The sequence below is a fragment of the Azospirillum palustre genome, assembly GCF_002573965.1.
In the GTDB taxonomy this organism is placed as follows: domain Bacteria; phylum Pseudomonadota; class Alphaproteobacteria; order Azospirillales; family Azospirillaceae; genus Azospirillum; species Azospirillum palustre.
The window spans coordinates 682,651-709,199 of record NZ_PDKW01000043.1 but is presented as its reverse complement, the minus strand read 5'-3'; the positions used below and the strand labels follow the sequence as shown (position 1 = coordinate 709,199).

28 protein-coding genes and 1 tRNA gene are annotated in these 26,549 nt (G+C 66.0%); 5 read left to right on the top strand and 24 right to left on the bottom strand.

Translation table 11 applies throughout. The features are described from left to right. Positions 1-58: 58 nt before the first annotated feature. From CRT60_RS25745 to CRT60_RS25655, 19 genes are all read right to left on the bottom strand, one after another. The gene (locus CRT60_RS25745; protein ID WP_098739375.1) at positions 59-1,774 is read right to left on the bottom strand and encodes a ribonuclease J; all 1,716 of its coding nucleotides are present in this window, start codon (positions 1,772-1,774) and stop codon (positions 59-61) included. Further along, on the bottom strand, positions 1,771-2,544 hold the full coding sequence (locus CRT60_RS25740; protein WP_098739374.1) for a type III pantothenate kinase: 774 nt from the start codon (positions 2,542-2,544) through the stop codon (positions 1,771-1,773). The genes CRT60_RS25745 and CRT60_RS25740 overlap by 4 nt, the downstream gene beginning before the upstream one ends. A 46-nt stretch (positions 2,545-2,590) precedes the next feature. Then, positions 2,591-3,403 carry a biotin--[acetyl-CoA-carboxylase] ligase gene (locus tag CRT60_RS25735; protein ID WP_098739373.1) on the bottom strand — a complete coding sequence of 271 codons (813 nt, stop codon included), beginning with the start codon at positions 3,401-3,403 and terminating at the stop codon, positions 2,591-2,593. 10 nt (positions 3,404-3,413) lie between these two features. Beyond that, the gene (nuoN, locus tag CRT60_RS25730) at positions 3,414-4,862 is read right to left on the bottom strand and encodes an NADH-quinone oxidoreductase subunit NuoN (RefSeq protein ID WP_098739372.1); all 1,449 of its coding nucleotides are present in this window, start codon (positions 4,860-4,862) and stop codon (positions 3,414-3,416) included. Positions 4,863-4,875: 13 nt separating this feature from the next. Continuing rightward, on the bottom strand, positions 4,876-6,402 hold the full coding sequence (locus tag CRT60_RS25725; RefSeq protein ID WP_098739371.1) for an NADH-quinone oxidoreductase subunit M: 1,527 nt from the start codon (positions 6,400-6,402) through the stop codon (positions 4,876-4,878). 25 nt (positions 6,403-6,427) lie between these two features. Next, positions 6,428-8,542, bottom strand: coding sequence for an NADH-quinone oxidoreductase subunit L (nuoL, locus tag CRT60_RS25720; protein ID WP_098739370.1), 2,115 nt, complete (start codon positions 8,540-8,542; stop codon positions 6,428-6,430). A 9-nt stretch (positions 8,543-8,551) separates the two neighbouring features. Beyond that, the gene (gene nuoK, locus CRT60_RS25715) at positions 8,552-8,860 is read right to left on the bottom strand and encodes an NADH-quinone oxidoreductase subunit NuoK (RefSeq protein WP_014248409.1); all 309 of its coding nucleotides are present in this window, start codon (positions 8,858-8,860) and stop codon (positions 8,552-8,554) included. A 2-nt stretch (positions 8,861-8,862) separates the two neighbouring features. Beyond that, positions 8,863-9,477, bottom strand: a complete 615-nt coding sequence (locus tag CRT60_RS25710; RefSeq protein ID WP_098739369.1) for an NADH-quinone oxidoreductase subunit J — start codon at positions 9,475-9,477, stop codon at positions 8,863-8,865. 18 nt (positions 9,478-9,495) lie between these two features. After that, on the bottom strand, positions 9,496-9,984 hold the full coding sequence (gene nuoI / locus CRT60_RS25705) for an NADH-quinone oxidoreductase subunit NuoI (RefSeq protein WP_042693501.1): 489 nt from the start codon (positions 9,982-9,984) through the stop codon (positions 9,496-9,498). Between the two features lie 116 nt (positions 9,985-10,100). Continuing rightward, the gene (gene nuoH / locus CRT60_RS25700; protein WP_098739368.1) at positions 10,101-11,111 is read right to left on the bottom strand and encodes an NADH-quinone oxidoreductase subunit NuoH; all 1,011 of its coding nucleotides are present in this window, start codon (positions 11,109-11,111) and stop codon (positions 10,101-10,103) included. After that, the gene (nuoG, locus tag CRT60_RS25695; protein WP_098739367.1) at positions 11,104-13,167 is read right to left on the bottom strand and encodes an NADH-quinone oxidoreductase subunit NuoG; all 2,064 of its coding nucleotides are present in this window, start codon (positions 13,165-13,167) and stop codon (positions 11,104-11,106) included. The genes nuoH and nuoG overlap by 8 nt, the downstream gene beginning before the upstream one ends. Before the next feature lie 15 nt (positions 13,168-13,182). After that, positions 13,183-14,472, bottom strand: coding sequence for an NADH-quinone oxidoreductase subunit NuoF (gene nuoF / locus CRT60_RS25690; RefSeq protein WP_098739366.1), 1,290 nt, complete (start codon positions 14,470-14,472; stop codon positions 13,183-13,185). Between the two features lie 16 nt (positions 14,473-14,488). Beyond that, entirely contained in the window at positions 14,489-15,136 is a 648-nt protein-coding gene (nuoE, locus tag CRT60_RS25685; protein WP_098739365.1) for an NADH-quinone oxidoreductase subunit NuoE, read from the bottom strand. After that, positions 15,133-16,281 (bottom strand): NADH-quinone oxidoreductase subunit D, encoded by a 1,149-nt coding sequence (locus tag CRT60_RS25680; RefSeq protein ID WP_244560922.1) that lies wholly within the window; start codon positions 16,279-16,281, stop codon positions 15,133-15,135. The genes nuoE and CRT60_RS25680 overlap by 4 nt, the downstream gene beginning before the upstream one ends. 107 nt (positions 16,282-16,388) lie before the next feature. Beyond that, positions 16,389-17,018 (bottom strand): NADH-quinone oxidoreductase subunit C, encoded by a 630-nt coding sequence (locus CRT60_RS25675; RefSeq protein WP_098739363.1) that lies wholly within the window; start codon positions 17,016-17,018, stop codon positions 16,389-16,391. 87 nt (positions 17,019-17,105) lie between these two features. Continuing rightward, the gene (locus CRT60_RS25670; RefSeq protein ID WP_193548460.1) at positions 17,106-17,651 is read right to left on the bottom strand and encodes a NuoB/complex I 20 kDa subunit family protein; all 546 of its coding nucleotides are present in this window, start codon (positions 17,649-17,651) and stop codon (positions 17,106-17,108) included. Further along, on the bottom strand, positions 17,642-18,010 hold the full coding sequence (locus tag CRT60_RS25665; RefSeq protein WP_045580751.1) for an NADH-quinone oxidoreductase subunit A: 369 nt from the start codon (positions 18,008-18,010) through the stop codon (positions 17,642-17,644). Before CRT60_RS25665 ends, CRT60_RS25670 begins: the two co-directional genes overlap by 10 nt. Positions 18,011-18,324: 314 nt before the next feature. Beyond that, positions 18,325-18,401 (bottom strand) — tRNA-Asp (locus CRT60_RS25660). 199 nt (positions 18,402-18,600) lie between these two features. Next, positions 18,601-18,828 carry a hypothetical protein gene (locus tag CRT60_RS25655; protein WP_098739361.1) on the bottom strand — a complete coding sequence of 76 codons (228 nt, stop codon included), beginning with the start codon at positions 18,826-18,828 and terminating at the stop codon, positions 18,601-18,603. Positions 18,829-18,987: 159 nt separating this feature from the next. Here CRT60_RS25655 and CRT60_RS25650 point away from each other — a divergent pair, with 159 nt between their 5' ends. Continuing rightward, the gene (locus CRT60_RS25650; RefSeq protein WP_244592757.1) at positions 18,988-19,272 is read left to right on the top strand and encodes a hypothetical protein; all 285 of its coding nucleotides are present in this window, start codon (positions 18,988-18,990) and stop codon (positions 19,270-19,272) included. A gap of 70 nt (positions 19,273-19,342) precedes the next feature. After that, a complete protein-coding gene (locus CRT60_RS25645) occupies positions 19,343-19,816 on the top strand; it encodes a hypothetical protein (protein WP_244592756.1) in 474 nt (157 codons plus the stop codon). A gap of 10 nt (positions 19,817-19,826) precedes the next feature. Here the strand turns inward: CRT60_RS25645 and CRT60_RS25640 are convergent, their stop codons facing one another. Then, positions 19,827-20,294 carry a hypothetical protein gene (locus CRT60_RS25640; protein ID WP_098739360.1) on the bottom strand — a complete coding sequence of 156 codons (468 nt, stop codon included), beginning with the start codon at positions 20,292-20,294 and terminating at the stop codon, positions 19,827-19,829. Between the two features lie 173 nt (positions 20,295-20,467). Between CRT60_RS25640 and CRT60_RS25635 the strand changes: the two genes are divergently transcribed. Continuing rightward, positions 20,468-21,121, top strand: coding sequence for a DsbA family oxidoreductase (locus CRT60_RS25635; RefSeq protein WP_098739359.1), 654 nt, complete (start codon positions 20,468-20,470; stop codon positions 21,119-21,121). Positions 21,122-21,206: 85 nt separating this feature from the next. On the opposite strand, the gene CRT60_RS25630 is transcribed toward CRT60_RS25635, so the two are convergent. Both CRT60_RS25630 and CRT60_RS25625 read right to left on the bottom strand, forming a co-directional pair. Then, positions 21,207-23,144: a propionyl-CoA synthetase gene (locus CRT60_RS25630; protein ID WP_098739358.1), complete on the bottom strand. Its 1,938-nt coding sequence runs from the start codon at positions 23,142-23,144 to the stop codon at positions 21,207-21,209. A gap of 186 nt (positions 23,145-23,330) precedes the next feature. Continuing rightward, positions 23,331-23,825, bottom strand: coding sequence for a DUF3574 domain-containing protein (locus tag CRT60_RS25625; RefSeq protein WP_098739357.1), 495 nt, complete (start codon positions 23,823-23,825; stop codon positions 23,331-23,333). A gap of 93 nt (positions 23,826-23,918) precedes the next feature. Between CRT60_RS25625 and CRT60_RS25620 the strand changes: the two genes are divergently transcribed. Beyond that, entirely contained in the window at positions 23,919-24,284 is a 366-nt protein-coding gene (locus tag CRT60_RS25620) for a hypothetical protein (RefSeq protein ID WP_098739356.1), read from the top strand. 9 nt (positions 24,285-24,293) lie between these two features. Here CRT60_RS25620 and CRT60_RS25615 read toward each other — a convergent pair whose 3' ends face one another. Beyond that, positions 24,294-24,731: an Rrf2 family transcriptional regulator gene (locus CRT60_RS25615; protein ID WP_098739355.1), complete on the bottom strand. Its 438-nt coding sequence runs from the start codon at positions 24,729-24,731 to the stop codon at positions 24,294-24,296. 169 nt (positions 24,732-24,900) lie between these two features. Between CRT60_RS25615 and CRT60_RS25610 the strand changes: the two genes are divergently transcribed. Beyond that, positions 24,901-25,833, top strand: a complete 933-nt coding sequence (locus tag CRT60_RS25610; RefSeq protein ID WP_098739354.1) for an NAD(P)/FAD-dependent oxidoreductase — start codon at positions 24,901-24,903, stop codon at positions 25,831-25,833. On the opposite strand, the gene CRT60_RS25605 is transcribed toward CRT60_RS25610, so the two are convergent. Beyond that, positions 25,830-26,456 carry a LysE/ArgO family amino acid transporter gene (locus CRT60_RS25605; RefSeq protein WP_098739353.1) on the bottom strand — a complete coding sequence of 209 codons (627 nt, stop codon included), beginning with the start codon at positions 26,454-26,456 and terminating at the stop codon, positions 25,830-25,832. The genes CRT60_RS25610 and CRT60_RS25605 overlap by 4 nt on opposite strands. Between the last annotated feature and the right edge of the window lie 93 nt (positions 26,457-26,549).

The following is a 26,549-nucleotide window of genomic DNA, read 5'->3' as shown; positions in this document are numbered from 1 at the left end:
CGATGGCTGTCCCTGGCCCGTTAGGGGGCTCTGATAAGCCTGTTATACAGTGTTTAACTCAGATGCGGACCAGATGGACCTCCGTCACCGGCTTCTTGCCGTGGGACGCATTGAAGCAGCGGCGCACGGCGATCCGTGCCGCCTCCTTCACCTGGGCGTCGTCGGCCCGTGCCGATTTGGGCAGCATCGCCACCGACTCGCGTACCGCATCGACCACGTCCAGCAGCAGGTCGCGGTCGGTCGCTTCGTCGACCAGCCCCATCACCGCCACCTGCGGCGCGGTCATCAGCTCGCCCGTCGCGCTCATCACCAGTGTCACCACGGCGGCACCGTTGTTCACCATCCGGTTGCGCGCCCGCATCATGCCGGTGTCGAGCGGCACCAGACGCTTGCCGTCCACCGCCATGCGCCCGGCCCGGACATGGGCGACCACACGGGCGCCCTCCGACCCGTCGAGGCGGAGGACCTCGCCGTTGGCGGGCACGATGCTGTAGGGGATCTGGCAATCCTCCGCCAGGGCGGCGTGGGCCTGTTGGTGGCGCTGCTCGCCATGGACCGGCACGGCGATGCGCGGGCGCACCCACTGGTACATGCGCACCAGTTCGTCGCGCGCCGGATGGCCGGACACATGGACCGACGCCTCGTCGGCCGTCACCAGCTCGACGCCCTGGGTGACGAGCTGGTTCTGCATGCGGCCGATGGCGCGCTCGTTGCCCGGAATCTCGCGGGAGGAGAAGATCACCACGTCGCCGCGCGACAGCGTCACCTGCGGATGGTCGTTGGCGGCGATGCGGGCAAGGGCGGAGCGCGGCTCGCCCTGGCTGCCGGTGCAGATCAGCACCAGCTTTTCCCGCGGCAGATAGCTGGCGTCATGCTCCGACAGGAATTTCGGCACGTCGGCCAGATAGCCGGTTGCCCGCGCCGCCTCGTTGATGCGCCACAGCGACCGGCCGACCAGCGCCACATGGCGGTCATGCGCGGCGGCGGCGGCGGCGATGCTCTCCAGCCGCGCCACGTTGGTGGCGAAGCAGCTGACAGCGATGCGGCGGTCGCGGTAGCGGCCGAACAGCTCCATCAGCGCGTCACGGACGGTCGCCTCCGACCCGGACGCACCGGGCACCAGCGCGTTGGTGCTGTCGCCGACCAGCGCCAGCACCCCCTCGTCGCCGATGGTACGCAGCCGTTCCTCATCCGCGGTCTGGCCGACCAGCGGATCGGGGTCGAGCTTCCAGTCGCCGGTGTGCAGGATGGTTCCGGCCGAGGTGCGGATGGCGAGCGCGTTCGGTTCCGGAATCGAATGCGTCATGGTGACATATTCGACGGAGAAGGGACCGACTTCCACCGTGCCGCCCAGCGGAATCTCGTGGATCGGCACCGTGCTGCTCAGGCCCTTCTCATGCAGCTTGGCGCGCAGGAAGGCCGCGGTGAAGGGCGTGCAATAGACGGGGCAGCGCAACTCAGGCCACAGATACTGGACGGCGCCCAGATGGTCCTCATGCGCGTGGGTCAGCACGAGCCCGACCAGATCGTTGCGCCGCGCCGCGATGAAGGCCGGATCGGGCATGATGACGTCGAGCCCGGGCATGGTGTCGTCGGCGAAGGAGATGCCGAGATCCACCATCAGCCATTTGCCCTGATGGCAGTAGAGGTTGAGGTTCATCCCGATCTCGCCGGAACCGCCGAGCGGGAGGAAATACAATGCGCCATCCTCCGGAACGAAGGTGTCCGCCGGGGCTTCGGACAGTCCGGCGGCGGTCTTGGAGGATTGTGTCATTGGACCGTGTTGCGCTTGTGGATCAGGAGGAGACCGCGGAGCGTCAGCTCGTTGTCGGTGTGTTCGATGACATGGGTGGCCTTGGCGAAAAGAACAGCCAATCCACCGGTGGCAACCACCCGCATCGGCTCGCCGTACTCCGCCCGGATGCGGGAGACCAGCCCTTCGATCAGGCCGACATAGCCCCAGAAGATGCCCGACTGCATGCAGGCGATGGTGTTCCTGCCGATCACCTCGGCCGGCGGCTGGATTTCCACGCGCGGCAGCTTGGAGGCCGCCATCTGCAGCGCTTCCAGCGACAGGTTCAGCCCCGGCGCGATCACGCCGCCGCGGTAATTGCCCTCGGCATCCACCACGTCGAAGGTGGTCGCCGTGCCGAAATCGATGACGATCAGCGGCGTCTTGTAGGTCGCAGCGGCCGCAACCGTGTTGACCAGCCGGTCGGCACCGACCTCCTCCGGACGGTCGACCAAGGCCTTGGCCCCCAGATCGACGCCGGGCTGGCCGACGATCACCGGCTCGCAGCCGAAATGGTCCTTGCACAGCCGCTTCAGATTGAAGGTGGCGCCGGGCACCACGCTGGCGATGATCGCGCCGTGGATGTCGACCGGCTTCAGACCCTTCAGCGCCATCAGGTGGGTCAGCCAAACCATGTATTCGTCGGAGGTGCGCTTTGGATCGGTCGCCGTGCGCCAGATGCCGCGCTGGCGGTCACCGTCATAGATGGCGAACACCACATTCGTGTTTCCGGCGTCGATCGCGAGCAGCATGGCAAAGTCCTGAAGGCGGTGAGCGTTTGAAATCGGCGGCGGGGGCTCAAGAGTCCGATGGTCGGGGGTCTGTGGGTGGCGGCGCGAAGAACACGTCGCCGGCAGCGATCCGCTGACGCGGTCCGCCGTCCGTTGGATCAAGCAACAGAACGCCGTCGCTGTCCAGATCGGCGAAGGTGCCGGGGATCGTCCGATCGGCCAGCCTGATCAGGATCGGGCCGCCCAACCCCTTGGCCCGCGACATCCACGCATCGCGCACGGGACCGAAACCATGGGCGCGCCAGCGTCCATACCAAGCCGCCAGATGCCCCGCATAGACCTCCAGCAGCGAGCCGGGGCCCATCGGCGGAGCGCCCTCGGCGATCAGGGAGGTGGCACCGTAATCGGCGGTCGGGGGAAAATGCCGCAGGTTGATGCCGACGCCCAGCACGACCCAGGCGACCTTGCCATCGGGCGCCGGTTCCGACTCGAGGAGGATGCCGGACAGCTTGCGGTCGTGCACCAGCACGTCGTTCGGCCATTTGCAGCGCACGCCGCCTGGATCGGGCAGCACCGATTCGGCAGTTTCGGCAATGGCGAGCGCGGCCACGAACGAGACCTGGGCGGCTTCCGCGGGAGGCAGGCCGGGCCGCAGGATGGTCGTGCTGTAAAGGTTGCCTTCCGGGGAGGTCCAGGCCCGGCCCCGGCGGCCCCGGCCGCTTTCCTGCCGGCGCGCCCAGACGATGGTGCCTTCCGGTGCCCCGGAACGCGACAAGGCCTTCGCCTCGTCGTTCGTGCTGCCGACGGAGTCGAAGGCCTTGATCTGGAAGCCCGGAGGCAGGCGCAGACGCGCCGCCTCCGCTTCGAGCGATGACGTCATCGGTCGGATATCACCCGGCGAACAGAGCCGCAGCCGCCGCAGCCGCACCGTTCAGGATCGGCGCCGGAGCGACGAAGAACAGCAGGGTGAACAGGCTGGTCAGCACCAGGACGCCGGTCATGCCATCGTCATCGACCTTGTCGACCACCACAGCGGGCTCATCGAAATACATGATCTTGATGATGCGCAGGTAGTAGAAGGCGCCCACGACGCTGGTCAGCACACCGATAACGGCCAGCGTGTATTCCTGGGCGGCGACGGCGGCCAGGAAGACGTAGAGCTTGCCGAAGAAGCCCGCCATCGGCGGGATGCCGGCCATGGAGAACATGAAGATCGCCATGGTCGCGGCCAGCATCGGGTTGGTCTTGGACAGGCCGGAGAAATCCTTGATCTCCTCCAGCATCTGGCCCTTGGCCTTCATGCTGAGGATGACGGCGAAGGCGCCGATGTTCATGGCGATGTAGAGCGCCATGTAGATCAGCACGCCGCGCACGCCGTCCTGCGTGCCGGTGGTCAGGCCCACCAGCGCGTAGCCGACATGGCCGATGGAACTGTAAGCCATCAGGCGCTTGATGTTGGTCTGCATGATGGCGACGAAGGAGCCGATCACCATCGACAGGATGGCGGTCGCCACCAGAACCTGATGCCACTGGGCGGCGAGATGGCCGAACGGCTCCATCACCACGCGGGTCAGCAGGGCGATGGCCGCCACCTTCGGCGCCGCCGCGAAGAAGGCGGTCACCGGAGTCGGCGCACCTTCATACACGTCCGGCGTCCACATGTGGAACGGAGCGGCCGAGACCTTGAAAGCCAGACCGGCCATAACGAACACCAGACCGATCACCAGACCCGGCGAGACATGGGCGCCGCCGGCGAACAGGGCGGCCACCTTGTCGAACGAGGTCGTGCCGGCGAAGCCGTAGACCAGAGAAGCCCCGTACAGCAGCATGCCCGAGGAGAGCGAACCGAGGACGAAGTACTTCAGGCCGGCTTCCGACGACTTGGCACTGTCGCGGCGGAAGGCAGCAATGACGTAGAGCGCGAGGCTCTGCGTCTCCAGCCCGACATACAGCGAGATGAAGTCGTTGGCCGAGATCATCATCAGCATGCCGAGCGTGGCGAAGATCATCAGCACCGGGAACTCGAAGCGGGCCATCTGCTCCCGCTCGTTGAAGCCGAGGCCAAGGATCACCGCGAAGGCCGCCGAGACCAGCACCAGCACCTTCATGAAGACGCCGAAGGCATCCATCACGAACATGCCGTTGAAGGTGACGACACGGCCGCTGCCGTAACCCATCGCCAGGATGGCGGCGAGCAGCATGCAGACGATCGACAGGTAGGAGACGGGACGGGTGAAGCCGTCGCCGCGGAACACGCCCAGCATCAGCAGGGCAACGCCCGAGAGCGCCAGAAAGATCTCCGGCAGGGCCGGCCAGATGTCGGGAAACACTGCGGTCATGTCGAAGAACCCCTTACCGAGCGGCGACCGAGACACCGGACGCGGCGTGCGCCGCGGCCAGCTTGGTCTGGTAGGTCTGGATCAGCTGCTCGACCGATGCCGAGGTGACGTTCAGGAAGCTGCTGGGATAGATGCCCATCCACAGGACGACGGCGATCAGCGGCACGAACACCGCGATCTCGCGCGGGGTCATGTCGAACATCGCCTTGACGTCCGGCTTGGTCAGCTTGCCGTAGACGACGCGGCGGTACAGCCACAGCGCATAGGCGGCACCGAGAACCATGCCGGTGGCGGCGAGGGCGGCAACCCAGGTGTTGTCGCGGAAGACGCCCATCAGCACCAGGAACTCGCCGACGAAGCCGGCAGTGCCCGGCAGGCCGACCGAGGCCATGGTCATGAACAGGAAGACCACCGCATATTTCGGCATGTTCTTCACGAGGCCGCCGTAGCGGGCGATCTCGCGGGTGTGCAACCGGTCATAGACGACGCCGACGCACAGGAACAGCGCACCCGACACGACGCCGTGCGACAGCATCTGGAACACCGAGCCTTCGATGCCCTGCTGGTTCAGCGCGAACATGCCGATGGTGACGAAGCCCATGTGGGCGACCGACGAGTAGGCGATCAGCTTCTTCATGTCCTCCTGGGCGAGGGCGACCAGCGAGGTATAGATCACGGCGACGACCGACAGGGTGTAGATCAGCGGCGCGAAATACTCGGTGGCTTCCGGCAGGATCGGAATGTTGAAGCGCAGGAAGCCGTAGCCGCCCATCTTCAGCAGCACGCCGGCCAGGATGACCGAACCGGCTGTCGGCGCCTCGACGTGGGCGTCCGGCAGCCAGGTGTGGACCGGCCACATCGGCACCTTCACCGCGAAGGAGGCGAAGAAGGCCAGCCACAGCCACAGCTGCATGTTGCGCGGGAACTGGGTGGCGGTGATGGTCGGGATGTCGGTGGTGCCGGCCACATAGTACATGGCCAGGATCGCCAGCAGCATCAGGACCGAGCCGAGCAGCGTGTAGAGGAAGAACTTGAAGGCGGCATAGACGCGACGCGGGCCGCCCCAGATGCCGATGATCAGGAACATCGGGATCAGGACGCCTTCGAAGAACATATAGAACAGAACGAAGTCCAGCGCGCAGAACATCCCGATCATCAGGGTTTCCAGCGCGAGGAACGCGATCATGTATTCCTTGAGACGGACCTGCACCGACTCCCAGCTCGCCAGGATGCACAGCGGCATCAGGAAGCCGGCCAGGACGACGAACAGCACCGAGATGCCATCGACGCCCATGTGGTAGTTGATGCCGAACTCGGGGATCCAGCCCGCCTTCTCGACCATCTGGTAGCCGGGATTGCGCGGGTCGAAGTTGGCCCAGACCAGCAGGGTCAGGACGAAGGTGACGAGGGTCGTCCACAGCGCGATGTACCGCACGTTCCGCTGAACGTCCGGGGTGTTGCCCCGGCAGAACAGCAGGATCAGCGCGACGCCCACGAGCGGCAGGAAGGTCGCGAACGACAGGATCGGCCAGCTAGCCATTGTTGTTGTTCTCCTTCGAAACCGCTCAGCCGAAGACCGACAGCCAGGCGACGAACAGGACGACCCCGATCACCATGGCAAAGGCGTAGTGATAGACGTACCCCGACTGCAGCCGGCTGGTGCGTGCCGCGATGTCGCGGGTGGCCGCGGCGACGCCGTCCGGACCCACGCCGTCGATCACCGCCCCGTCGCCCGACTTCCACAGGCCGTAGCCCAGGGCCTTGGCCGGACGGGTGAACAGCGCGTCATACAGCTCGTCGAAATACCACTTGTTGTAGAGGAACTTGTGGATGCCGCTGAAGGTGCTGGCGATCCGGCCCGGCAGGCGCGGCATCATCACATAGCCGATATAGGCCATGGCGATACCGATCAGGCCGACGACCAGCGGAGCGATCGCGACCCAGCCCGGAGTGTGGTGGTGCGCAGCCTCGATGGCATCGTGGCCGTGCAAGGTCATGATCGCCTTGCCCCAGAACTCCGCACGGTCGTGGCCGATGAAATACTCGTGGAAGCCCACACCGGCGAACAGCGCGCCCAGCGTCAGGACCGCCAGAGGAACCAGCATGACGACCGGCGACTCATGCGCGTGGTCGTACACTTCCTTGTCCATCCGCGGCGTGCCGTGGAAGGTCATGAACAGCAGGCGCCAGGAGTAGAAGGCGGTCAGCAGAGCCGCCGCAATGCCGAGCGCGAAGGCGAAGCGCCCCACGCCGCTGCCCGAGGCGAAGGCCGCCTCCAGGATCATGTCCTTGGAATAGTAGCCGGCGAAGAAGGGCAGGCCGGCGAGCGCCAGATTGCCGATCCACATCACCGCGTAGGTGAAGGGAATCTTCCGCCAGACGCCGCCCATCTTGCGCATGTCCTGCTCATGATGCAGGGCATGGATGACCGAGCCGGCGCCAAGGAACAGCAGGGCCTTGAAGAAGGCGTGCGTGAACAGGTGGAACATGGCGGCGCCGTAAGCGGAGACGCCGGCGGCGAAGAACATGTAGCCGAGCTGCGACATCGTCGAATAGGCGATGACACGCTTGATGTCGAACTGGGTGAAACCGATGGTCGCCGCGACGAATGCGGTCAGGCCACCGACCACCGTCACCACTTCGAGCGCCGTCGGGGCGTATTCGAAGACCGGGGACAGGCGGCAGACCATGAAGACACCGGCGGTGACCATGGTGGCGGCGTGGATGAGCGCCGACACCGGGGTCGGGCCTTCCATCGCGTCCGGCAGCCAGGTGTGCAGGCCGAGCTGAGCCGACTTGCCCATCGCGCCCATGAACAGCAGCAGGCAGGCGATGGTCAGGCCGTTGAAGTCCCAGCTGAGGAAATGCAGCGTCTGGCCGGTCAGCGTCGGGGCCTTGGCGAAGATCGCGTCGAACTGGACCGAGCCGGTCAGCACGAAGATCGCGAAGATGCCGAGCGCGAAGCCGAAGTCGCCGACGCGGTTGACCAGGAAGGCCTTCATCGCGGCGGCGTTGGCCGAGGGCTTCTCGTACCAGAAGTTGATCAGCAGGTAGGAGGCCAGGCCGACGCCCTCCCAGCCGAAGAACAGCTGGACCAGGTTGTCCGCCGTCACCAGCATCAGCATGGCGAAGGTGAACAGCGACAGGTAGCCCATGAAGCGCGGCTTCTGCGGATCCTCGGCCATGTAGCCGATGGAATAGACGTGCACGCAGGCCGAGACGGTGTTGACGACGATCAGCATCACCGCGGTGAGCTGGTCGACGCGCAGCGCCCACTTCACGTCGAGCGTGCCGCTCTGGATCCAGGTCATCAGCTCGATCGTGCGCGGATGGCCGTGCACGGCGACGTCGTAGAACAGGGTCCAGGACAGGATCGCCGAGACGATGACGGCGCCCGCGGTCACGAACTGCGCGACGCGGTCGCCCACGCTCGGCGGGCCGGCGACGACATGGTGGTCGTCGTGGGCATCGTCGTGCGCGTGGTTCAGCTCGTCGTGCGAGATGTGGTGGGCATGATCGTCATGGGCATGGGCGATCTGGGCGTGCCCGTGATCGTCATGGCCATGACCGTGGCTTCCGTGACCCGCGGCCGCCGGCTCGGCCTTCGGCCCGCCGAACAGCGCGATCGATCCGGCGACGAGGAACGCCAGGAGCGGAAGGAATACGACTAGCACTTCCATGGCGCCGCCTCAGCCCTTCATCATGTTGATGTCTTCGACTCGGATCGAGCCGCGGTTGCGGAAGTAGACCACCAGGATGGCGAGGCCGATGGCCGCCTCGGCGGCGGCAACGGTCAGGATGATCATGGCGAAGATCTGGCCGACCAGATCGTGCAGGAAGGTCGAGAAGGCGACGAGGTTCAGGTTCACCGCCAGCAGCATCATCTCGATCGACATCAGGATGATGATGACGTTCTTCCGGTTCAGGAAGATGCCCAGCACACCCAGCGTGAAGATGATGGCCGAGACCGTCAGGTAATGTCCGAGACCGATCTCCATGATCACACGCCCTCCCCGGTCGAGACCTTGCGGATGGCGACCACGTCTTCCCGGCGACGGGCGATCTGGGCGCCGACATTCTGTTTGCGTACGCCCGGACGGTGCCGCAGCGTCAGCACGATGGCGCCGATCATGGCGATCAGCAGGACGATGCCCGACGCCTGGAACAGGTAGACGTACTGGGTGTACATCAGCCGGCCCAGCGCCTGGGTGTTCGACACCTGATCGATCGACGGCGTCGGCGCACCGGCGATGGCGGCGACGTTCGGAGCGACGATCCAGCCGCCGAGCACCGCGGCCAGTTCGGCCAGCAGGATCAGCCCGACCAGCGCGCCCAGCGGCAGCGCTTCCATCGCACCCTTGCGCAGCTCGCGGAAGTTGATGTCGAGCATCATGACCACGAACAGGAACAGCACGGCTACGGCGCCGACATAGACGATGATCAGGATCATCGCGATGAACTCCGCCCCCATCAGGAGGCAGAGACCGGCAGCCTGGAAGAAGGCGAGGATCAGGAAAAGGACTGAGTGAACGGGATTCCGCGCCGAGATGACCATCACACCGGAGGCCACCAGCAGCGCGGCGAACACGTAGAAGGCGATGCCTTGGAGTATCATCGTTTTTCTCGCTTCCGCTTACCGGTAAGGAGCCTCGGCCGCGAGGTTCTGGGCGATTTCCGCCTCCCAGCGGTCGCCGTTCGCCAGCAGCTTCTGCTTGTTGTAGAAGAGCTCTTCCCGGGATTCGGTGGAGAACTCGAAGTTCGGCCCCATGACCACCGCATCGACCGGGCAGGCTTCCTGGCACAGGCCGCAGTAGATGCACTTGGTCATGTCGATGTCGTAGCGCGTGGTGCGGCGGCTGCCGTCGTCACGCGGTTCGGCCTCGATGGTGATGGCGAGAGCCGGGCACACCGCTTCGCACAGCTTGCAGGCGATGCAGCGCTCCTCGCCGCTCGCATAGCGGCGGAGCACATGCTCGCCGCGGAAGCGCGAGCTGATGGGGCCCTTCTCATAGGGATAGTTCAGCGTGACCTTGGGCTTGAACATGTAGCGCAATGTCAGCGCCATGCCGCCCAGCAGCTCGGTCAGGAACAGGCTGCGCGCCGCGCGGTCGAGGAACGCCATGGCCTCTTCGTCTCCTTCCTCGCCGGCGGCCGCCCGTTTGATGGGTTGGCTCGCCGGCACTCAAATCGACACGTCAATGGTGGGTTCGGTGCTGGCTGGCTTTGCGGCGATGCCGCTTACTTCGGCAGCCAGCCGAAGGTCACCAGGACGCCGGCGGTCAGCACGACCCAGAACAGCGACAGGGGCAGGAAGACCTTCCAACCCAGCCGCATCAGCTGGTCGTAGCGGTAGCGCGGCACGGTGGCACGAACCCAGACGTAGGTGAACAGGCAGAACGCGATCTTCAGCGCGAACCACACGATGCCCGGCACCCAGGTGAAGGGCGCGAAGGGCAGCGGGGGCAGCCAGCCGCCGAGGAACAGGATGCTCGTCATCGCGCTCATCAGGATCATGTTGGCGTATTCGCCAAGGAAGAAGAGCGCGAAAGGGGCCGAGCTGTACTCCACCATGAAGCCGGCGACCAGTTCCGACTCGCCTTCTGGCAGGTCGAAGGGGGCGCGGTTGGTTTCCGCGAGCGCCGAGATGAAGAACATCACGAACATCGGCAGCAGCGGAATGCAGAACCAGACCTTCTCCTGGGCCCGAACGATGTCGGTCAGGTTCAGCGAGCCGACGCACAGCAGCACGGAGATGATGATGAGGCCCATCGAGACCTCGTAGGACACCATCTGCGCTGCGGAGCGGAGCGCGCCGAGGAAGGCGTAGCGCGAGTTCGAGGCCCAGCCGGCCATCACGATGCCGTAGACGCCCAGCGAGGAGATCGCGAACAGGTACAGCACGCCGACGTTGATGTTGGACAGAACCACCCCGTAGTCGAACGGGATGACCGCCCAGGCGATCAGCGCCAGGAAGAAGGTCAGCATCGGCGCAACGTAGAACACGACGCGGTTGGCGCCTTCCGGCAGGATCTGCTCCTTGGCGAACAGCTTCAGGCCGTCGGCGAAGGGCTGCATCAGGCCGAAGGGACCGACGATGCTCGGACCCTGGCGCATCTGCATCGCGCCCATGATCTTGCGCTCGGCATAGGTCATGAAGGCGACGGCGACCAGCAGCGGCACGGTGATCGCCAGGATCTGCAGGACCATAATGATCAGCGGCAGGAGAAAGCCGCTCCAGAACTCAGCCATGGGTGCCAGTCCTCTCCTGAGCAGGGCCCACCAGCGCTTCCGTGCAGTTGGCCATCGTCACCGACGCCCGGCTGATCGGGTCGGTCATGTAGAAGTTGGTGATCGGCGTCACGAAGGGGGCGGCGTCCACCGGACCCTGCGCGCCGAACGGCGCCCAGCTGGCCGGGGTCATCTCGCCGACCGCGCCGAAGATCGGGTTCGCCGCCATCAGCCGCTGGCGCAGCTGCCCGTGGGTGTCGAAGGGCAGCGTGGTGCCCAGGACTTCCGACAGGGCGCGGACGATCTTCCAGTCCTCGCGCGCTTCGCCCGGCGGGAAGACCGCGAGGCGGGCGAGCTGCGGACGGCCTTCGGTGTTGACGTAGACCGCGTTCTTCTCGGTGTACGCGGCACCCGGCAGGATGACGTCGGCGCGGTGGGCGCCGGCATCGCCATGGTGGCCCTGGTAGACGACGAAAGCGTTGCCCAGCTTCGCGGTATCGATCTCGTCGGCACCCAGCAGGTAGACGAAGTCGATCTCGCCCTTCGACGCACCGTCGAGAATGCCGTGAACGTCGCGGCCGCCCTCGCCCGGCAGGAAGCCGGCTTCGATGCCGCCGACCCGCGCCGCGGCGGTGTGCAGCACGTTGAAGCCGCTCCAGTCGTCGCGGAACATGCCGTAGGCCTCGCCGACCAGACGGGCGGCGGCCTGCACCGCGAGACCGTCGGCGCGCTGGAAGGCGCCCATGCCGACGATGATCATCGGGTTCTTGGCGGCGCGCAGCGTCTCGGAGAACGGGTGGCTGCCGTCGACCAGCTGCTGCAGCGTCTCCGGACCGGAGCCGATCACGCTGTAGGGGTAGGTCAGGTCGCGCTGCTCGCCGATGGAGGCGATGGTGACGCCGCCAGCCATATAGCGCTTGCGGATGCGGGCGTTGACCAGCGTGCCTTCCCAGCGCGGGTTGGTGCCGACCAGCAGGATGAGGTCGGCCTTCTCGATGCCGGCGATGCCCGAGTTGAACAGATAGCCGGCCCGCACCGAAGTGTCGAACCGCGCACCGTCCTGGCGGCAGTCGAGGCTGGTCGAACCCAGACGCGACAGCAGCTCCTTGAGCGCGAACTGCGCCTCGACATCGACCAGATCACCGGCGATGGCGGCGATGCGGTTGCCGGACAGGCCCTTCAGACGCGCCGCAATGGCGGTGAAGGCCTCAGCCCAGCTGGCCGGGACCAGCTTGCCGTTCTGGCGGATGTAGGGGCGGTCAAGACGCTGGCGCTTCAGCCCGTCATAGGAGTAGCGGCTCTTGTCGTTCAGCCACTCCTCATTGATGTCGTCGTTGACGCGCGGCAGGACGCGCATCACCTCGGGCCCACGGGCATCGACGCGGATGTTCGAGCCGACGGCGTCGAGGACGTCGATGGTCTCGGTCTTGCGGAGCTCCCACGGGCGCGCCGTGAAGGCGTAGGGCTTGTGGGTCAGCGCGCCGACCGGGCAGACGTCGGCAAGGTTGCCCGACAGCTCGGAGCCGATGGCCTTCTCGACGAAGGTGGTGATCTCCATGTGCTCGCCGCGATAGACGGCGCCGACATCGGGAACACCGGCCACTTCGTTGATGAAGCGGATGCAGCGGGTGCAATGGATGCAACGGGTCATGATGGTCTTGATGACCGGACCCATATACTTGTCCTTGACCGCCCGCTTGTTCTCGCCGTAGCGGCCGCGGTCGAAGCCATAGGCCATCGCCTGGTCCTGCAGATCGCACTCGCCGCCCTGATCGCAGATCGGGCAATCCAGCGGGTGGTTGATCAGCAGGAACTCCATGACGCCCTTGCGGGCCTTCAGGACGGTCTCGCTGTTGGTGCGGACGACCATTCCGTCGCCGCAGGGCATGGCGCAGGACGCGACCGGCTTGGGCGCGCGCTCCATCTCCACGAGGCACATGCGGCAGTTGGCCGGCACGCTCAGACGCTCATGGTAGCAGAAGCGCGGAATCTCGATCCCCAGCTGCTCGCAAGCCTGGAGGATCGAGGTGCCCGGCTCGACCTCGATCTCGATCCCGTCGATAGTCAGTTTCGGCATGGGAACGGGAACTCCTTACTCGGCCGCCAGCGGGGCGCTGTTGCGGTAGGCCTGGATGCGCCGCTCCACTTCCGGGCGGAAGTGGCGGAACAGGCCCTGGATCGGCCAGGCGGCAGCGTCGCCGAGCGCGCAGATGGTGTGGCCTTCGACCTGCTTGGTGACCTGCAGCAGCATGTCGATCTCTTCCATGCGCGCGTTGCCGGTGACCATGCGCTGCATGACGCGGCTCATCCAGCCGGTGCCTTCGCGGCAGGGCGTGCACTGGCCGCAGGACTCATGGGCATAGAAGGACGACAGGCGGGCGATGGCCTTCACGATGTCGGTGGACTTGTCCATCACGATCACCGCGGCGGTGCCGAGGCCCGATTGCACTTCGCGCAAGCTGTCGAAGTCCATCAGGACGGTGTCACAGATCGACTTGGGCAGGACCGGGACCGACGAGCCGCCGGGGATGATGCCCAGCAGGTTGTCCCAGCCGCCGCGCACGCCACCGGCGTGGCGTTCGATCAGCTCCTTCAACGGGATGCCCATCTCCTCTTCCACGTTGCACGGCTTGTTGACGTGCCCGGAGATGCAGAAGAGCTTGGTGCCCGAGTTCTTCGGACGGCCGAGGCCGGCGAACCAGGAGGCGCCGCGGCGCAGGATGGTCGGAACGACCGCGATGGATTCGACGTTGTTCACCGTGGTCGGGCAGGAATAGAGACCGGCCTGGGCGGGGAACGGCGGCTTGTTGCGCGGCTGGCCCTTCTTGCCCTCGATCGACTCGATGAGCGCGGTTTCCTCGCCGCAGATGTAGGCGCCCGCACCGCGGTGGATGTAGACGTCGTAATCGTAGCCGGTGCCGCAGGCGTTCTTGCCGATCAGCCCCGCCGCATACGCCTCGTCGATGGCGCGCTGGACGTTGGAGCCCTCGTTGTAGAACTCGCCACGGATGTAGATGTAGCAGGCGCTGGCACCGATGGCGAAACCAGCGATCAGGCAGCCTTCGATCAGCTTGTGCGGATCGTGGCGCAGGATGTCGCGGTCCTTGCAGGTGCCGGGTTCGCCCTCGTCGGCGTTGATGACGAGGTAGACGGGCTTGTCGGTCACGTTCTTCGGCATGAAGGACCACTTCATGCCGGTCGAGAAGCCGGCGCCGCCACGGCCGCGCAGCCCCGATTCCTTCACCTGCTCGATGATCCAGTCCCGGCCATTGGCCAGGAAGGATGCCGTGTTGTCCCAGTCACCGCGCTTGCGGGCCCCGTCAAGACCGAAGTCCTGGTAGCCGTAGAGGTTGGTGAAGATGCGGTCCTCATCGCGAAGCATCGCTGTCCCCTCCCCCTCAATCTTCCGCTTGCGCGGTGGTGGCGTCCGCTTGCGCGGCGGTAAAGGCCTTCAGCGTCGTCGGGCCGCCGACCGGCTCCGAGGACTGACGGCCGCTCTGCGAACCGGGCTTCGGCGTCTCGCCGCGCGCCAGCGCGTCGAGGATGCGCTCCATATGCTCCGGGGCCACGTCTTCGTAGTAATCGTCACCGATCTGCACAACCGGCGCGTTGACGCAGGCGCCCGAGCACTCGACCTCGCCCAGCGTGAACTGGCCGTCGGCCGTGGTCTCGCCCACGTCGATGCCGAGCTTCTTCTTGCAGGTGTGGACGATGTCGTCCGACCCGCGCAGCCAGCAGGGGGTGGTGGTGCAGACCTGGATGTGATGCCGGCCGACCGGGTTCTTGTTGTACATCGTGTAGAAGGTCGCGACCTCGTACACGCGGATGCGCGGCATGCCGAGCAGGTCGGCCACGGCGTCCATGGCGACGCGCGGCAGCCAGCCGCCGTTCTGGCGCTGGGCCACGTCCAGCAGCGGCATGCAGGCGCTGGCCTGCTTGCCTTGCGGGTACTTGGCGATGATGCGCTTCGCCAGCTCCAGGTTTTCCTGGGTGAAGGTGAAGCTGGTCGGCTCGGCGTGGCCGTGATCGGAAGCGGGCGCGCTCATCGATCGATTTCTCCGAAAACGATGTCCATCGAGGCGATGTTGGCGACGGCGTCGGCCAGCATGTGACCCTTCGACATGAAGTCCAGGCCCTGAAGATGGGCGAAGCCCGGCGCGCGGATCTTGCAGCGGTAGGGCTTGTTGGTGCCGTCGGACACCAGATACACGCCGAACTCGCCCTTGGGCGCCTCGATGGCGGTGTAGGTCTCGCCGGCGGGAACGTGGAAGCCCTCGGTGAAGAGCTTGAAGTGGTGGATCAGCGCTTCCATTGAGCGCTTCATCTCGCCGCGCGGCGGCGGGGAGACCTTGCGGTCCTCGATCTTGTACGGACCGGCCGGCATCTCCTTGCAGCACTGGCGGATGATGCGCAGCGACTGCTTCATCTCCTCCATGCGGACCAGATAGCGCGCCCAGCAGTCGCCGGTCAGGCCGACCGGGACGTCGAACTCCATGCGGTCGTAGACCTCATAGGGCTGCGACTTGCGCAGATCCCAGGCGACGCCGGAGCCGCGCAGCATCGGACCGGTGAAGGCCCAGTCGAGCGCCTGCTCCTTGGTCACGATGCCGATGTCGACCGTGCGCTGCTTGAAGATGCGGTTCTCGGTCAGCAGGCTTTCGAGGTCGTCCATGAACTTCGGAAAACGCTCGGTGAAGGCCCAGATGTCGTCAAGCAGACCGTCCGGAATGTCCCAGGCGACGCCGCCCGGCCGGAAATAGTTGGCGTGCAGGCGGGCACCCGACACACGTTCGTAGAACTCCATGAGGATTTCGCGTTCCTCGAAGCCCCACAGCGCCGGGGTGATCGCGCCGACGTCCAGCGCACCGGTCGTGATCGACAGGATGTGGTTCAGGATGCGCGTGATTTCCGAGAACAGCACGCGGATGTACTGGGCGCGCAACGGCGCCTTGATCTGCAGCAGGTTCTCGATGCCGAGCACATAGGCGTGCTCCATGCACATCGGGCTGACATAGTCCAGGCGGTCGAAATAAGGCACGGCCTGGATGTAGGTCTTGTACTCGATCAGCTTCTCGGTGCCGCGGTGCAGCAGGCCGATGTGCGGATCGCAACGCTCCACCACCTCGCCGTTCAGCTCCATCACCAGACGGAGCACGCCGTGGGCGGCCGGATGCTGCGGCCCGAAATTCATCGTGTAGGGCTTGATCTGCGTCTTGGTCTCCGGACCGGAGGCGCTGATCGCCCCGTTCGGACCCGTCGAGACGACGCCGGTCGCCGAGTCGGTCGAAACGGTCATGCTCACGGCTTCTTGCTCCCGTCCTGGAGGGCCGCCTTTTCATCGCCGGGCAACATGACGTTGGTCATGCCTTCCCACGGGCTGAGGAAGTCGAAGGCGCGGAAATCCTGGGTCAGACGGACCGGCTCGTAGATCACGCGCTTCTGGTCCTCGTCGTAGCGGGCTTCGACGTAGCCGGTCAGCGGGAAGTCCTTGCGGAAGGGGTGCCCCTCGAACCCGTAGTCGGTGAGGATGCGGCGCAGGTCCGGATGGTTCTCGAAGAAGACGCCGAACAGATCCCACGCCTCGCGCTCGAACCAGTTCGCTGCGCTGAAGACGGAAACGGCCGACGGGACGGGCGTGTCCTCGTCGGTGGCCAGCTTCACGCGCATGCGCCGGTTGTGGGTGTAGCTGAGCAGCTGGTAGACGACCTCGAACCGCTCCGCGCGGTCGGGGTAATCGACCGCGGTGATGTCGGTCAGCTGCTCGAACCGGGTGGCCGGGTCGTCGCGCAGCGCGGTCAGCACCGCCAGGATGGCCGGCCGTTTGACCGTCACCATCAGTTCGCCGAGCTTCACCTCGACCTTGAGGACGTCGCCGCCGATCTTGGCGGCGATGACGTCCCCGAGTTCCTTCAACGCCTGTTCGGACATGGGTGGGACCCTGCCTTCCTACTTGTCTTCAGCGCGCTTGTCGTTCGTCCCGCCTCCGGCGGCCGGAAGCGGGACGGTACGCCGTGGTCAGCGGGCGATGCGATTGCCGCGCCTGATCTTCTTCTGGAGCTGGAGGATGCCGTAGATCAGCGCCTCCGCCGTCGGCGGGCAGCCGGGCACATAGATGTCCACCGGCACGATCCGGTCGCAGCCACGCACCACCGCGTAGGAATAGTGGTAGTAGCCGCCGCCGTTGGCGCAGGACCCCATCGAGATGACCCAGCGCGGCTCCGGCATCTGGTCGTAGACCTTGCGGAGCGCCGGGGCCATCTTGTTGGTCAGGGTGCCGGCGACGATCATGCAGTCGGACTGGCGCGGGCTGGGACGCGGAATGACGCCGAAGCGGTCCAGGTCGTACCGGCTCATATAGGCGTGGATCATCTCCACCGCGCAGCAGGCCAGACCGAAGGTCATCGGCCACAGCGAACCGGTCCGGGCCCAGGCCAGCAGATCCTCGTACTTCGCCAGCACGAAGCCCTTGTCCTGGATCTCGTCGGAGACCGCGCGGATGTAGGCGTCCTGTTCCGGTCCGGGCGGAATCGGTGCCAGCGTCTTGGCGACCTCTACTCCCATTCCAGAGCTCCTTTCTTCCACTCATAAATGAAGCCGATGGTCAGGATGCCCAGGAACAGCATCATCGACCAGAAGCCGAACAGCCCGATGTCACCGAGGGCGACCGCCCACGGGAACAGGAAGGCGACTTCCAGGTCGAAGATGATGAACAGGATCGAGACCAGGTAGAACCGCACGTCGAACTTGGTGCGCGCGTCCTCGAACGGCTCGAAGCCGCATTCGTAGGGGGAGACCTTCTCGGCGTCCGGGTTCTTCGGGCTGATGACGTAGGATGCCCCCACCATCACCGCGGCCAGCGCGATGCCGATCAGCAGAAACACCAGGATCGGAAGATACTCAATGATCAGCGGAGTCGACACCGCGTTCCTCCCATAAGCCCACGACCACGGGCGCCGTTCCGGCCGGGAAATCGGCGGAAGCGCAAAGCCGTGGCAGCCATGCCTTGGATTAGCCCATCAGACGGGCCGGAATATATGCCGAGACCGTGGGCAAGGAAAGCGCTTTGAATCGCTTTTCACCACGCGGAAGGACAAGCCAGCCCCCGCGCTAGACCCTGGTAATACCACGTTTTTAAAATAGGGAAAAGAGAAGACAATATGCATGCGAAAAAGGACCCGCAATTTGCGAGTCCTTGGATCATACTGGCGCTTGACGCCGAATTTGAAAGAGGAAGTGGCGCGAGTGACGGGACTTGAACCCGCGGCCTCCGGCGTGACAGGCCGGCGCTCTAACCAACTGAGCTACACCCGCGCAGAGCGACTTGTTCGAAACACCTGATCGTTACGGAGCCAAAGGCTTGTTTCGCTTGGTGTTTTTCACCGGAGCCCTTGAGGCCCCCGTCGTTCGGTGGGCGGTTTGTAGTCGCCTGGGCCGCTGCCTGTCAATCACCAAATTGCAAAAAAATCCTCTCCGGCGAAGCCTGCCGTTCGCGGCCGTTTCACCGGCGCCCTCAGGGCAGGCGATGCGCGGCGCGGCGCAGTTCATCGAGCCGGTCGAAGGCCTGCAGCATACCGGCCGAGAGTTCACGGTGGTCGACGGCATCGGGTCCACCGAAACGGGTCAACGTTTCCTCCAACGCGCGGGCCAGATGTTCAGCGACGTCGAGATGCTCCTGCTCCAGCGCCAGTTCCAGCGCGACGAGAATGCGGTCGCCCAGCCGCCGATCGTTCGAAGTCATGCGTTCCCCCCTGGTGCTGAACCGCGCGGCAAGGCGCCGCCCCGGTCACGTTGCCCCGACCATACCAGCTTGGACCCGGCTGCGCGGAGTGATTCGCGTCGCTGCGACATTTCGGAGGCAGCCCTTCCGGAGCGCCCTACCCCGTGCGATAGTCGCGCAATGCCGATCCACAGCTCGCCCCGTCTTCGACTGACCGTCCTGCTGCCGTCCCTCGTGCTGTTCGCCGCGGGACCGGCGATGGCCGCCGCGAATGTCTCCGCCGCCCAGTCGGAGGCCAAGGAGATCGCCAAATCGATGGGCAACTGCACGCCAGCGAAGGTGGAGGTGCTGCGCTACACCGTGGGACGGGAGGGAGCGACCACCTTCAAGGTCGGCTGCACGGAGGACAAGGATGCCTTCGTCGTCGTGCAATGCCGCTCGCGCATCTGCACCCTGTTGCGCTGAGGCCCGCCCCAGCGGTGAATTCACCGCTTGTTAACCGCGTTCGCGTGCACTGTGCGGGAGGTCGCGGCACATGCGTAGCGATGGGAACTGCTGGATGGTGGGCACGGGCATGGTCGCAGGGTTGGGCGCGACGCGAATTGGCCGGATGCGGGGTTGGATCGCCGTTTCCCTTGCGATTCCGGCACTGGCTCTTGCCGGCTGCACCTCCCCGCTCGGGCTTGCGGCGGCTGGTGCGGATGTCGTGACGCTGAACGCCACCAAGAAGACCATCGGCGACCATATCGTGTCGGCCGCCACGGGACGCGACTGCTCGATCCTGAGTTTTGAGAAGACCGGCGACTATTGTCCGGACAAGGTCGAGGTCGACCGGTCCCGCGTCTATTGCTACCGCACGCTGGCCGACGTCGAGTGCCATCACATCCCCGACCCCTACCGCAACGGCAACACCGCGCTCGCCAGCCCGCCGCCGGACATCCGCACCCTGCCGCGCAAGAAGGGCTGGTTCGACGATGCGACGCCCTACGCCCCCAACAGCGGTTTGTAAGGACCTCGCCTCAGCGCACCTTCTTCGCAACGAAGGCCTTGGCGATCGCCATCATCGCCTTTTCATGATTCGGCCCGCCCGCCGGGGCATCGTGGATCGTGGCACCCTTCGCAGCGCCCGGCCCGGCGGACTTGCCGGCAGGGGCGATCCGTTGCGGGGCCTGCTGCTCGTCCGGTTCGCGGCCCAGCTGGTTCAGCAAATTCTCAAGCGCGTCACGGCTGAGACCGGAAGCGGACGGCCGCCCTCCCCCCGCACCGCCCGCGGCAGCCAGGCGCGCGGCCGGCCTGCTGCTGGCCGGACGGCCTGCGCGTTCGATGGCAGCAGCGGCGATGGCCTTCAGGAAGGGTTGGGCAATGCCGCGCAACAGGTCGGGATCCTCGACGGCCCAGGCCATCAGGAGCTTCTGCGCATTCATCCGGCTGCCCTTGGCCGCCAGGATCGCTTCGCGCACCTTGCCGTCGACGTAGGAATTGCTCATCGGGAATCGCCCATCGGAATATGTCCGCCGGCCGCAGAATGACGGGCGGAGCCACCCCGGACTGTCGGACCAACTCGGTTAACAAACGGTTGCGGGCCGGGAGGGGCCGACGATGGCGGGACGGCATGGAAGAAGCGGTTGCCCGATCCGGGGCACGCGCCGATAGTGGGGGGATGCTGATCGAAACCTTCGCCGACCTGATCTGCCCCTGGTGCTACATCGGCAAGCGCCGGCTCGACCGGGCGCTGATGCAGCGGCCCAACCTGCGCCCGGAACTGCGCTGGCAGCCCTTCCAGTTGAACCCGGACATGCCGCGCGGCGGGATGTCGCGCGAAGACTATCTCGCCGCCAAGTTCGGCGGATCGGAACGGGCGCGGCAAATCCATCGGGTCGTCGAGGACACGGCGGCACGCGACGGGCTGCCGCTGGCGCTCGACCGCATCCAGCGCACGCCCAACAGCTTCGACGCCCACAGGCTGGTCCGCATCGCCGGACGCCAGGGGCTGGGCAATGCCATGGCCGACGCGCTGTTCGCCGCCTATTTCGTCGAGGGCGTCGACATCGGCGACCCGGATGCGCTGGCCAGCGTCGCCGCCGGGCTGGGACTGGATTTCGTCGAGACGCGGCGCCAGCTGTCGAGCGACGCCGAATCGTCCGCGGTGCTCGCCGCCGACGCCCTGGCCCGCCAGATGGGATTGCAGGCGGTGCCCTGCTACATCTTCAACCGCCGCTACGCCCTGTCCGGCGCGCAGGAACCGGCGAGCTTCCTGCCGCTGCTCGATCTCGGCAGCGAGGAACCGGAAAACCTGTCGGTCGTCGCCGGCTGATCCGGCAAGCGGAACGAAACCGTCGGAACGGAAAAAGGCGGCCCGGAGGCCGCCCCGTCCCTGTTCCGCGTATCAGGCAGGCGTATTAGGCCGGCGTGCTGCTGGTCTTGGCGTAGCCCAGCGTCTTCAGCGCATCGGCGATCTCCGGCAGGATGCCCGGATCGTCGATGGTCGCCGGCATCTTGTAGTCCTGGCTGTCGGCGATCTTCTGCATGGTGCCGCGCAGGATCTTGCCCGACCGCGTCTTCGGCAAACGGTCGACCACCAGGGCGCGCTTGAAATCGGCGACCGGGCCGATCTGCTCGCGCACCAGCTGGACCACCTCCTTGACGATCTCCTCATGCGGTCGGGTGACGCCGGCCTTGAGGCAGACGAAGCCCAGCGGCACCTGCCCCTTCAGGTCGTCGGCCACGCCGATCACCGCGCATTCGGCGACGTCCTTGTGGCTCGACAGCACCTCCTCCATGGCGCCGGTGGAGAGACGGTGGCCGGCGACGTTGATGATGTCGTCGGTGCGGGCCATGACATAGACATAGCCGTCATCGTCGACGAAGCCGGCATCGCCGGTCTGATAAAAGCCCGGGTAGTCGGCGAGGTAGGACTTCTTGAAGCGCTCGTCGGCATTCCACAGCGTCGGCAGCGTGCCTGGAGGCAGCGGCAGCTTGACGCAGATGGCGCCGATGTCGCCGCGCGGAACCTCCTTCAGCTCGGCATTCAGCACGCGCACGTCCCAGCCCGGCATCGGGCGGGTGGCGGAACCGTACTTGATCGGGAACAGGTGGACGCCCAGCGGGTTGCCGGAAATCGCCCAGCCGGTCTCTGTCTGCCACCAGTGATCGATCACCGGAACGTTCAGATTGTCCTCGGCCCAGTGCAGCGTGTCGGGGTCCGACCGCTCGCCGGCCAGGAACAGGGCGCGGAAGTGCGACAGGTCGTACTTCTTCAAGTAGTTGGCGTCCGGGTCCTCGCGCTTGATGGCGCGGAAGGCGGTGGGGGCGGTGAACAGCGTGCCGACCTTGTGCTGCTCGATCACGCGCCAGAAGGTGCCCGGATCGGGGGTGCCGACCGGCTTGCCTTCGAAGACCACGGTGGTGCAGCCGGTCAGCAGCGGCGCATAGACGATGTAGGAGTGGCCGACGACCCAGCCCACGTCCGATGCCGCCCAATACACCTCGCCGGGCTTGACGTTGTAGATGTTGGTCATGGTCCAGCGCAGCGCCACCGCATGGCCGCCATTGTCGCGCACCACGCCCTTGGGCTGGCCGGTCGTGCCGGAGGTGTAGAGGATATAGAGCGGATCGGTCGCCTTCACGGCCACGCACTCCGCCGGCTCGGCCGTCGCCACCGCTTCGGCCCAATCGACGTCGCGGCCGGCGATCAGCGCCGCCGTCTCCTGCGGGCGCTGCCAGACGATGACGCTGGACGGCTTGTGGGCCGACTGCTCGATGGCGGCGTCCAGCATCGGCTTGTACTTGACGATGCGGTTCGGCTCGATGCCGCAGGAGGCCGAGACGATGGCCTTCGGCTTGGCATCGTCGATTCGGGTCGCCAGCTCGTGGGGGGCGAAGCCGCCGAACACCACGGAATGGACCGCACCCAGACGGGCGCAGGCCAGCATGGCGACCAGCGACTGCGGGATCATCGGCATGTAGAGGAGGACGCGGTCGCCCTTCTCCACGCCCTGGGCGCGAAGAACCCCGGCGAAGCGGGCGACCCGATCCAGCAGCTCGGCATAGGTGATGGTCTGGACGGTCTGGGTGACCGGGCTGTCATAGATGATCGCCGCCTGATCTCCGCGCCCGCCTTCGACATGGCGGTCCACCGCATTGTAGCAGGTGTTCAGCTCCCCGCCGGTGAACCAGCGGTAGAAGGGCGCGTTGCTGTCGTCCAGCACCTTGTCCCACGGCTTGAACCAGGAGATGTCCTTCGCCGCCTCGCCCCAGAACCCGGCGGGGTCCGACAGGGAGCGGGCGTGCATCTGGTCGAAAAGCTCGGCAGTCGTGGTGCTGGCGGTCGGGGTCATGGCAGGGCGTCCCTCGTTCTATTTTGGTACTATTCGGTGCGCATTTCCTCTCGGCCACGAAACGATCCGTTTCGCGACCTCCACAATCTGCGACAAAAGCATAAGTGCAGGCAAATGTCAGAAGGTCGGGGGTGCGGCGAGCTGTCGCATTCCGGATCGGTGAAATGCTGTTCCGAAACCTGGAATTCAAAAGGAAACGCAGACCGGGCGAACGACGAGCGCGACCGATTGCTGGTGGAAGCGCCCCTTGTACAGATCGACGATTTCGCGGATCAGGCCCAGCGTCGCCGGATCGCCGTCGGCCAGCAGCGTGAGGATTTTGCTGGGCTCGCGCACCAGTCGCCCGGTCTCGATGTCGCGCCAGTGCCCCGACCCGTCGGTGACGGTCAGGCCGTTGGGAAAGCGCGGCGTCACCTCGCCGTTCAGGAAATCGGTCCAGTCGCGCTCGCTGACGCCGATCTCGTTGCCGATGTTCCGACCAAAGAACAATTGCGCCTCGATCATCGCACCGGCCGCATAGGCATCACAAACGAGCGCCGTCGCCGGTGCCGTCATCGGTGGGGCGGGTGCCAGCTGGGCCGCGGCGGGACCGGCCAGCAGAAACAGCGAAAGCATGGCGGAGGAGAGGCTCGGGACAATCCGCGTGACGGGCCAGGTGACAGGCATGGGGACGGGGCGCATCGGCGTTTCTCCATTCGGGCGGGAGAGGGTGCGTGCGGCAGTGCGGTCAGCGACGCTCTGGTCAGGACGCCCGCGGATCGTTATGCATGGATCATGGCCGTCGATCCACCCATCACCGGAATCCGTCCGATCCTGACCGTCGTTCACGGCAACGGCGAACGGCTGATCGTGGCCCGTCTCACCAACCTGGGCGGCGGCAGCCAGTCCAACCGCTTCGTCCTGCGCCGAGCCGACTTCCGCCCGCCCTGGGAGCAGCCGGAGAAGGGCTATTTCGGCTACGCCGAGGTCGCCCGCGCCCTCGACGCCAACGGTTGGCGCGGCTGCGCCATCGAAGCGATGGCGACCGCCGACCTGGAAGAGCGCCGCGCCCGCCTGCTCGCCCGCAAGAAACTGCACCTGCAATGCGTCGAGGCGGCGATCCGGCGGGCACAGGAAGGGGAAACGACCAAGCTGGGCTAACCTCCGCGCTCAGTTTTTCCCCAAGGCCTTCATGCGCCGATCGAAGTCGGCCGCAAGATCGGCGAGCGTCACCTGGCCGAGATGGCGGACGAGCACCGCCTCCGCCTCGCGCAGCGCCCCATCGAGGGCGGCATTGACGGCCTGCTCCACCAAGCAGCTCGGCTCGTCCGCCGTGGGACCGATGGCGAAGATTCCCGGCTCCCCCAATGCGCGGTGGATGTCCAGCAGGGTGATCCCGTCGAGCGGCCGAGCCAGCCGCCAGCCGCCGCCGTGGCCCTTTTCCGACCGCACATGGCCGGCCTCGCGCAGCCCCGCCATGGTCCGGCGGATGACCACCGGATTGGTGCTCAGCATCCCGGCAATCGCCTCCGACGTCAGCGCACCGTCATGCCGGTCCATGTGGATCAGCACATGCAGCATGCGGGAAAGGCGGCTGTCCTGTCTCATCGGTGATCGGTCCCTTTGGGTGCAACGCCGGGCGGCCAGCTCCAACCGCCTCAATTCAGGTCACCTCATAAGTTACATGGCACATTGACCGCTCCCTTTCATGTAACTTATCTTGTGTCGTGATTGGGCGCGTCTGACGCGTCCGCTCCATCCGCGGAAAGGCACAGGCATGAACGGAAACGACACGACGACCTATGACGCCATCATCGTCGGCGGCAGCTACGCCGGCCTCGCCGCCGCGCTGCAGCTGGCCCGCGCCCGCCGCCGGGTGCTGGTGATGGATGAAGGGCTGAGGCGCAACCGGTTCGCCAGCCACTCCCATGGCTTTCTCGGGCAGGATGGCCGTCCGCCAGGAGACATCGCCGCTGAAGCCCACGCCCAGTTGATGCGCTATCCAACCGTCACCTGGATGACAGGACGGGCCGAAAAAGCCGCCAGGACGAGCAGGGGCTTCGAGATCACCGATTCGGATGGCATCGGCCACCGTGCGCGCCGGCTGCTGATTGCCGTCGGTGTGGTTGACGAACTGCCGGCGATTCCCGGTCTGGCCGAACGTTGGGGTCGCTCCGTCTTCCATTGCCCCTACTGCCATGGCTATGAACTGATGCAAGGCCGTATCGGCGTCGTCGCCGTGTCCGGGCACTCCATGCACCATGCGCTGATGCTGCCGGATTGGGGATCGACGACGCTGCTGCTGAACGGGGCCTTTGAACCGGATGCCGACCAGTCGGCCCATTTGGCGCAGCGTGGCGTCGCCGTCGAAACCGCCCTCATCAGCGGGATCGACAGCGACCCGCCGGAGGTCGCGCTTGCCGACGGGCGCAGAGTGCCCTTTGCCGGACTGTTCGTGCTGCCGCGAAGCCGTGTTGCCAGCCCTCTGGCCGCACAGCTTGGATGCGCCAGCGAGGATGGACCGCTTGGCACCCATATCCGCGTCGATGCGATGCAGGAAGCCAGCGTCCCAGGCGTCTTCGCCTGCGGCGACGCCGCACGGGCGGCAGGATCGGTGGCGCTGGCCGTCGGCGCCGGAACGATGGCCGGAACGGCGTTGCACCGATCGCTGCTGTTCTGCGAGGACGACGCCCTGTTCGCCCGCGCCTAGCCGATCAGCAGACCGACCGCAATCGCCCACATCACCAGGGCGATGCCCCCATCCATCACCCTCCAGGCGGTTGGCCGGGCGAACAGCGGGCGCAACAGCCGGGCGCCATAGCCGAGCGCGAAGAAGAACAGGAAGGATGCCGTCATCGCCCCCAGGGCGAAGGCGCCCCGCGCCTCGGCGAAGCGGGCGGAGACGGAGCCGACCAGCACCACCGTGTCCAGATAGACGTGCGGATTGAGCCAGGTCAGCGCCAGGCAGGTCAGCAGCGCCGGCAGCAGCCCGCCCGGCTCCCGGTCCGCCGGGTTCAGCCCGCTGCCGCCCTGCCAGGCTGAGCGGGCGCTGCGCAGGCCATAGACCAGCAGGAAGGCGGCACCGGCATAGCGCATCAATGGCTCCAGCCACGTCCAGCGCGCGCCGGCGCTGGCGAATCCGCTGACCCCGACCAGGATCAGCACGGCATCCGACAGGGCGCAGGTGGCGCAGATCGCCAGAACATGCTCGTTGCGCAAGCCCTGGCGCAGCACGAAGGCGTTCTGCGCCCCGATGGCGACGATCAGGCTGAAGCCGAGGAACAGGCCCGGCAGGAAGGCGGGAAGCAGGACAGCGGTGGAAAGCTCGGTCATCGTGGCGGTTCCGGAGTCAGTGGATGCCAATCCGCTACCACCGGCCCCTCATTTACCGTACTTAATCCTCCTTGCTCCGATGAAGCAGAGCTA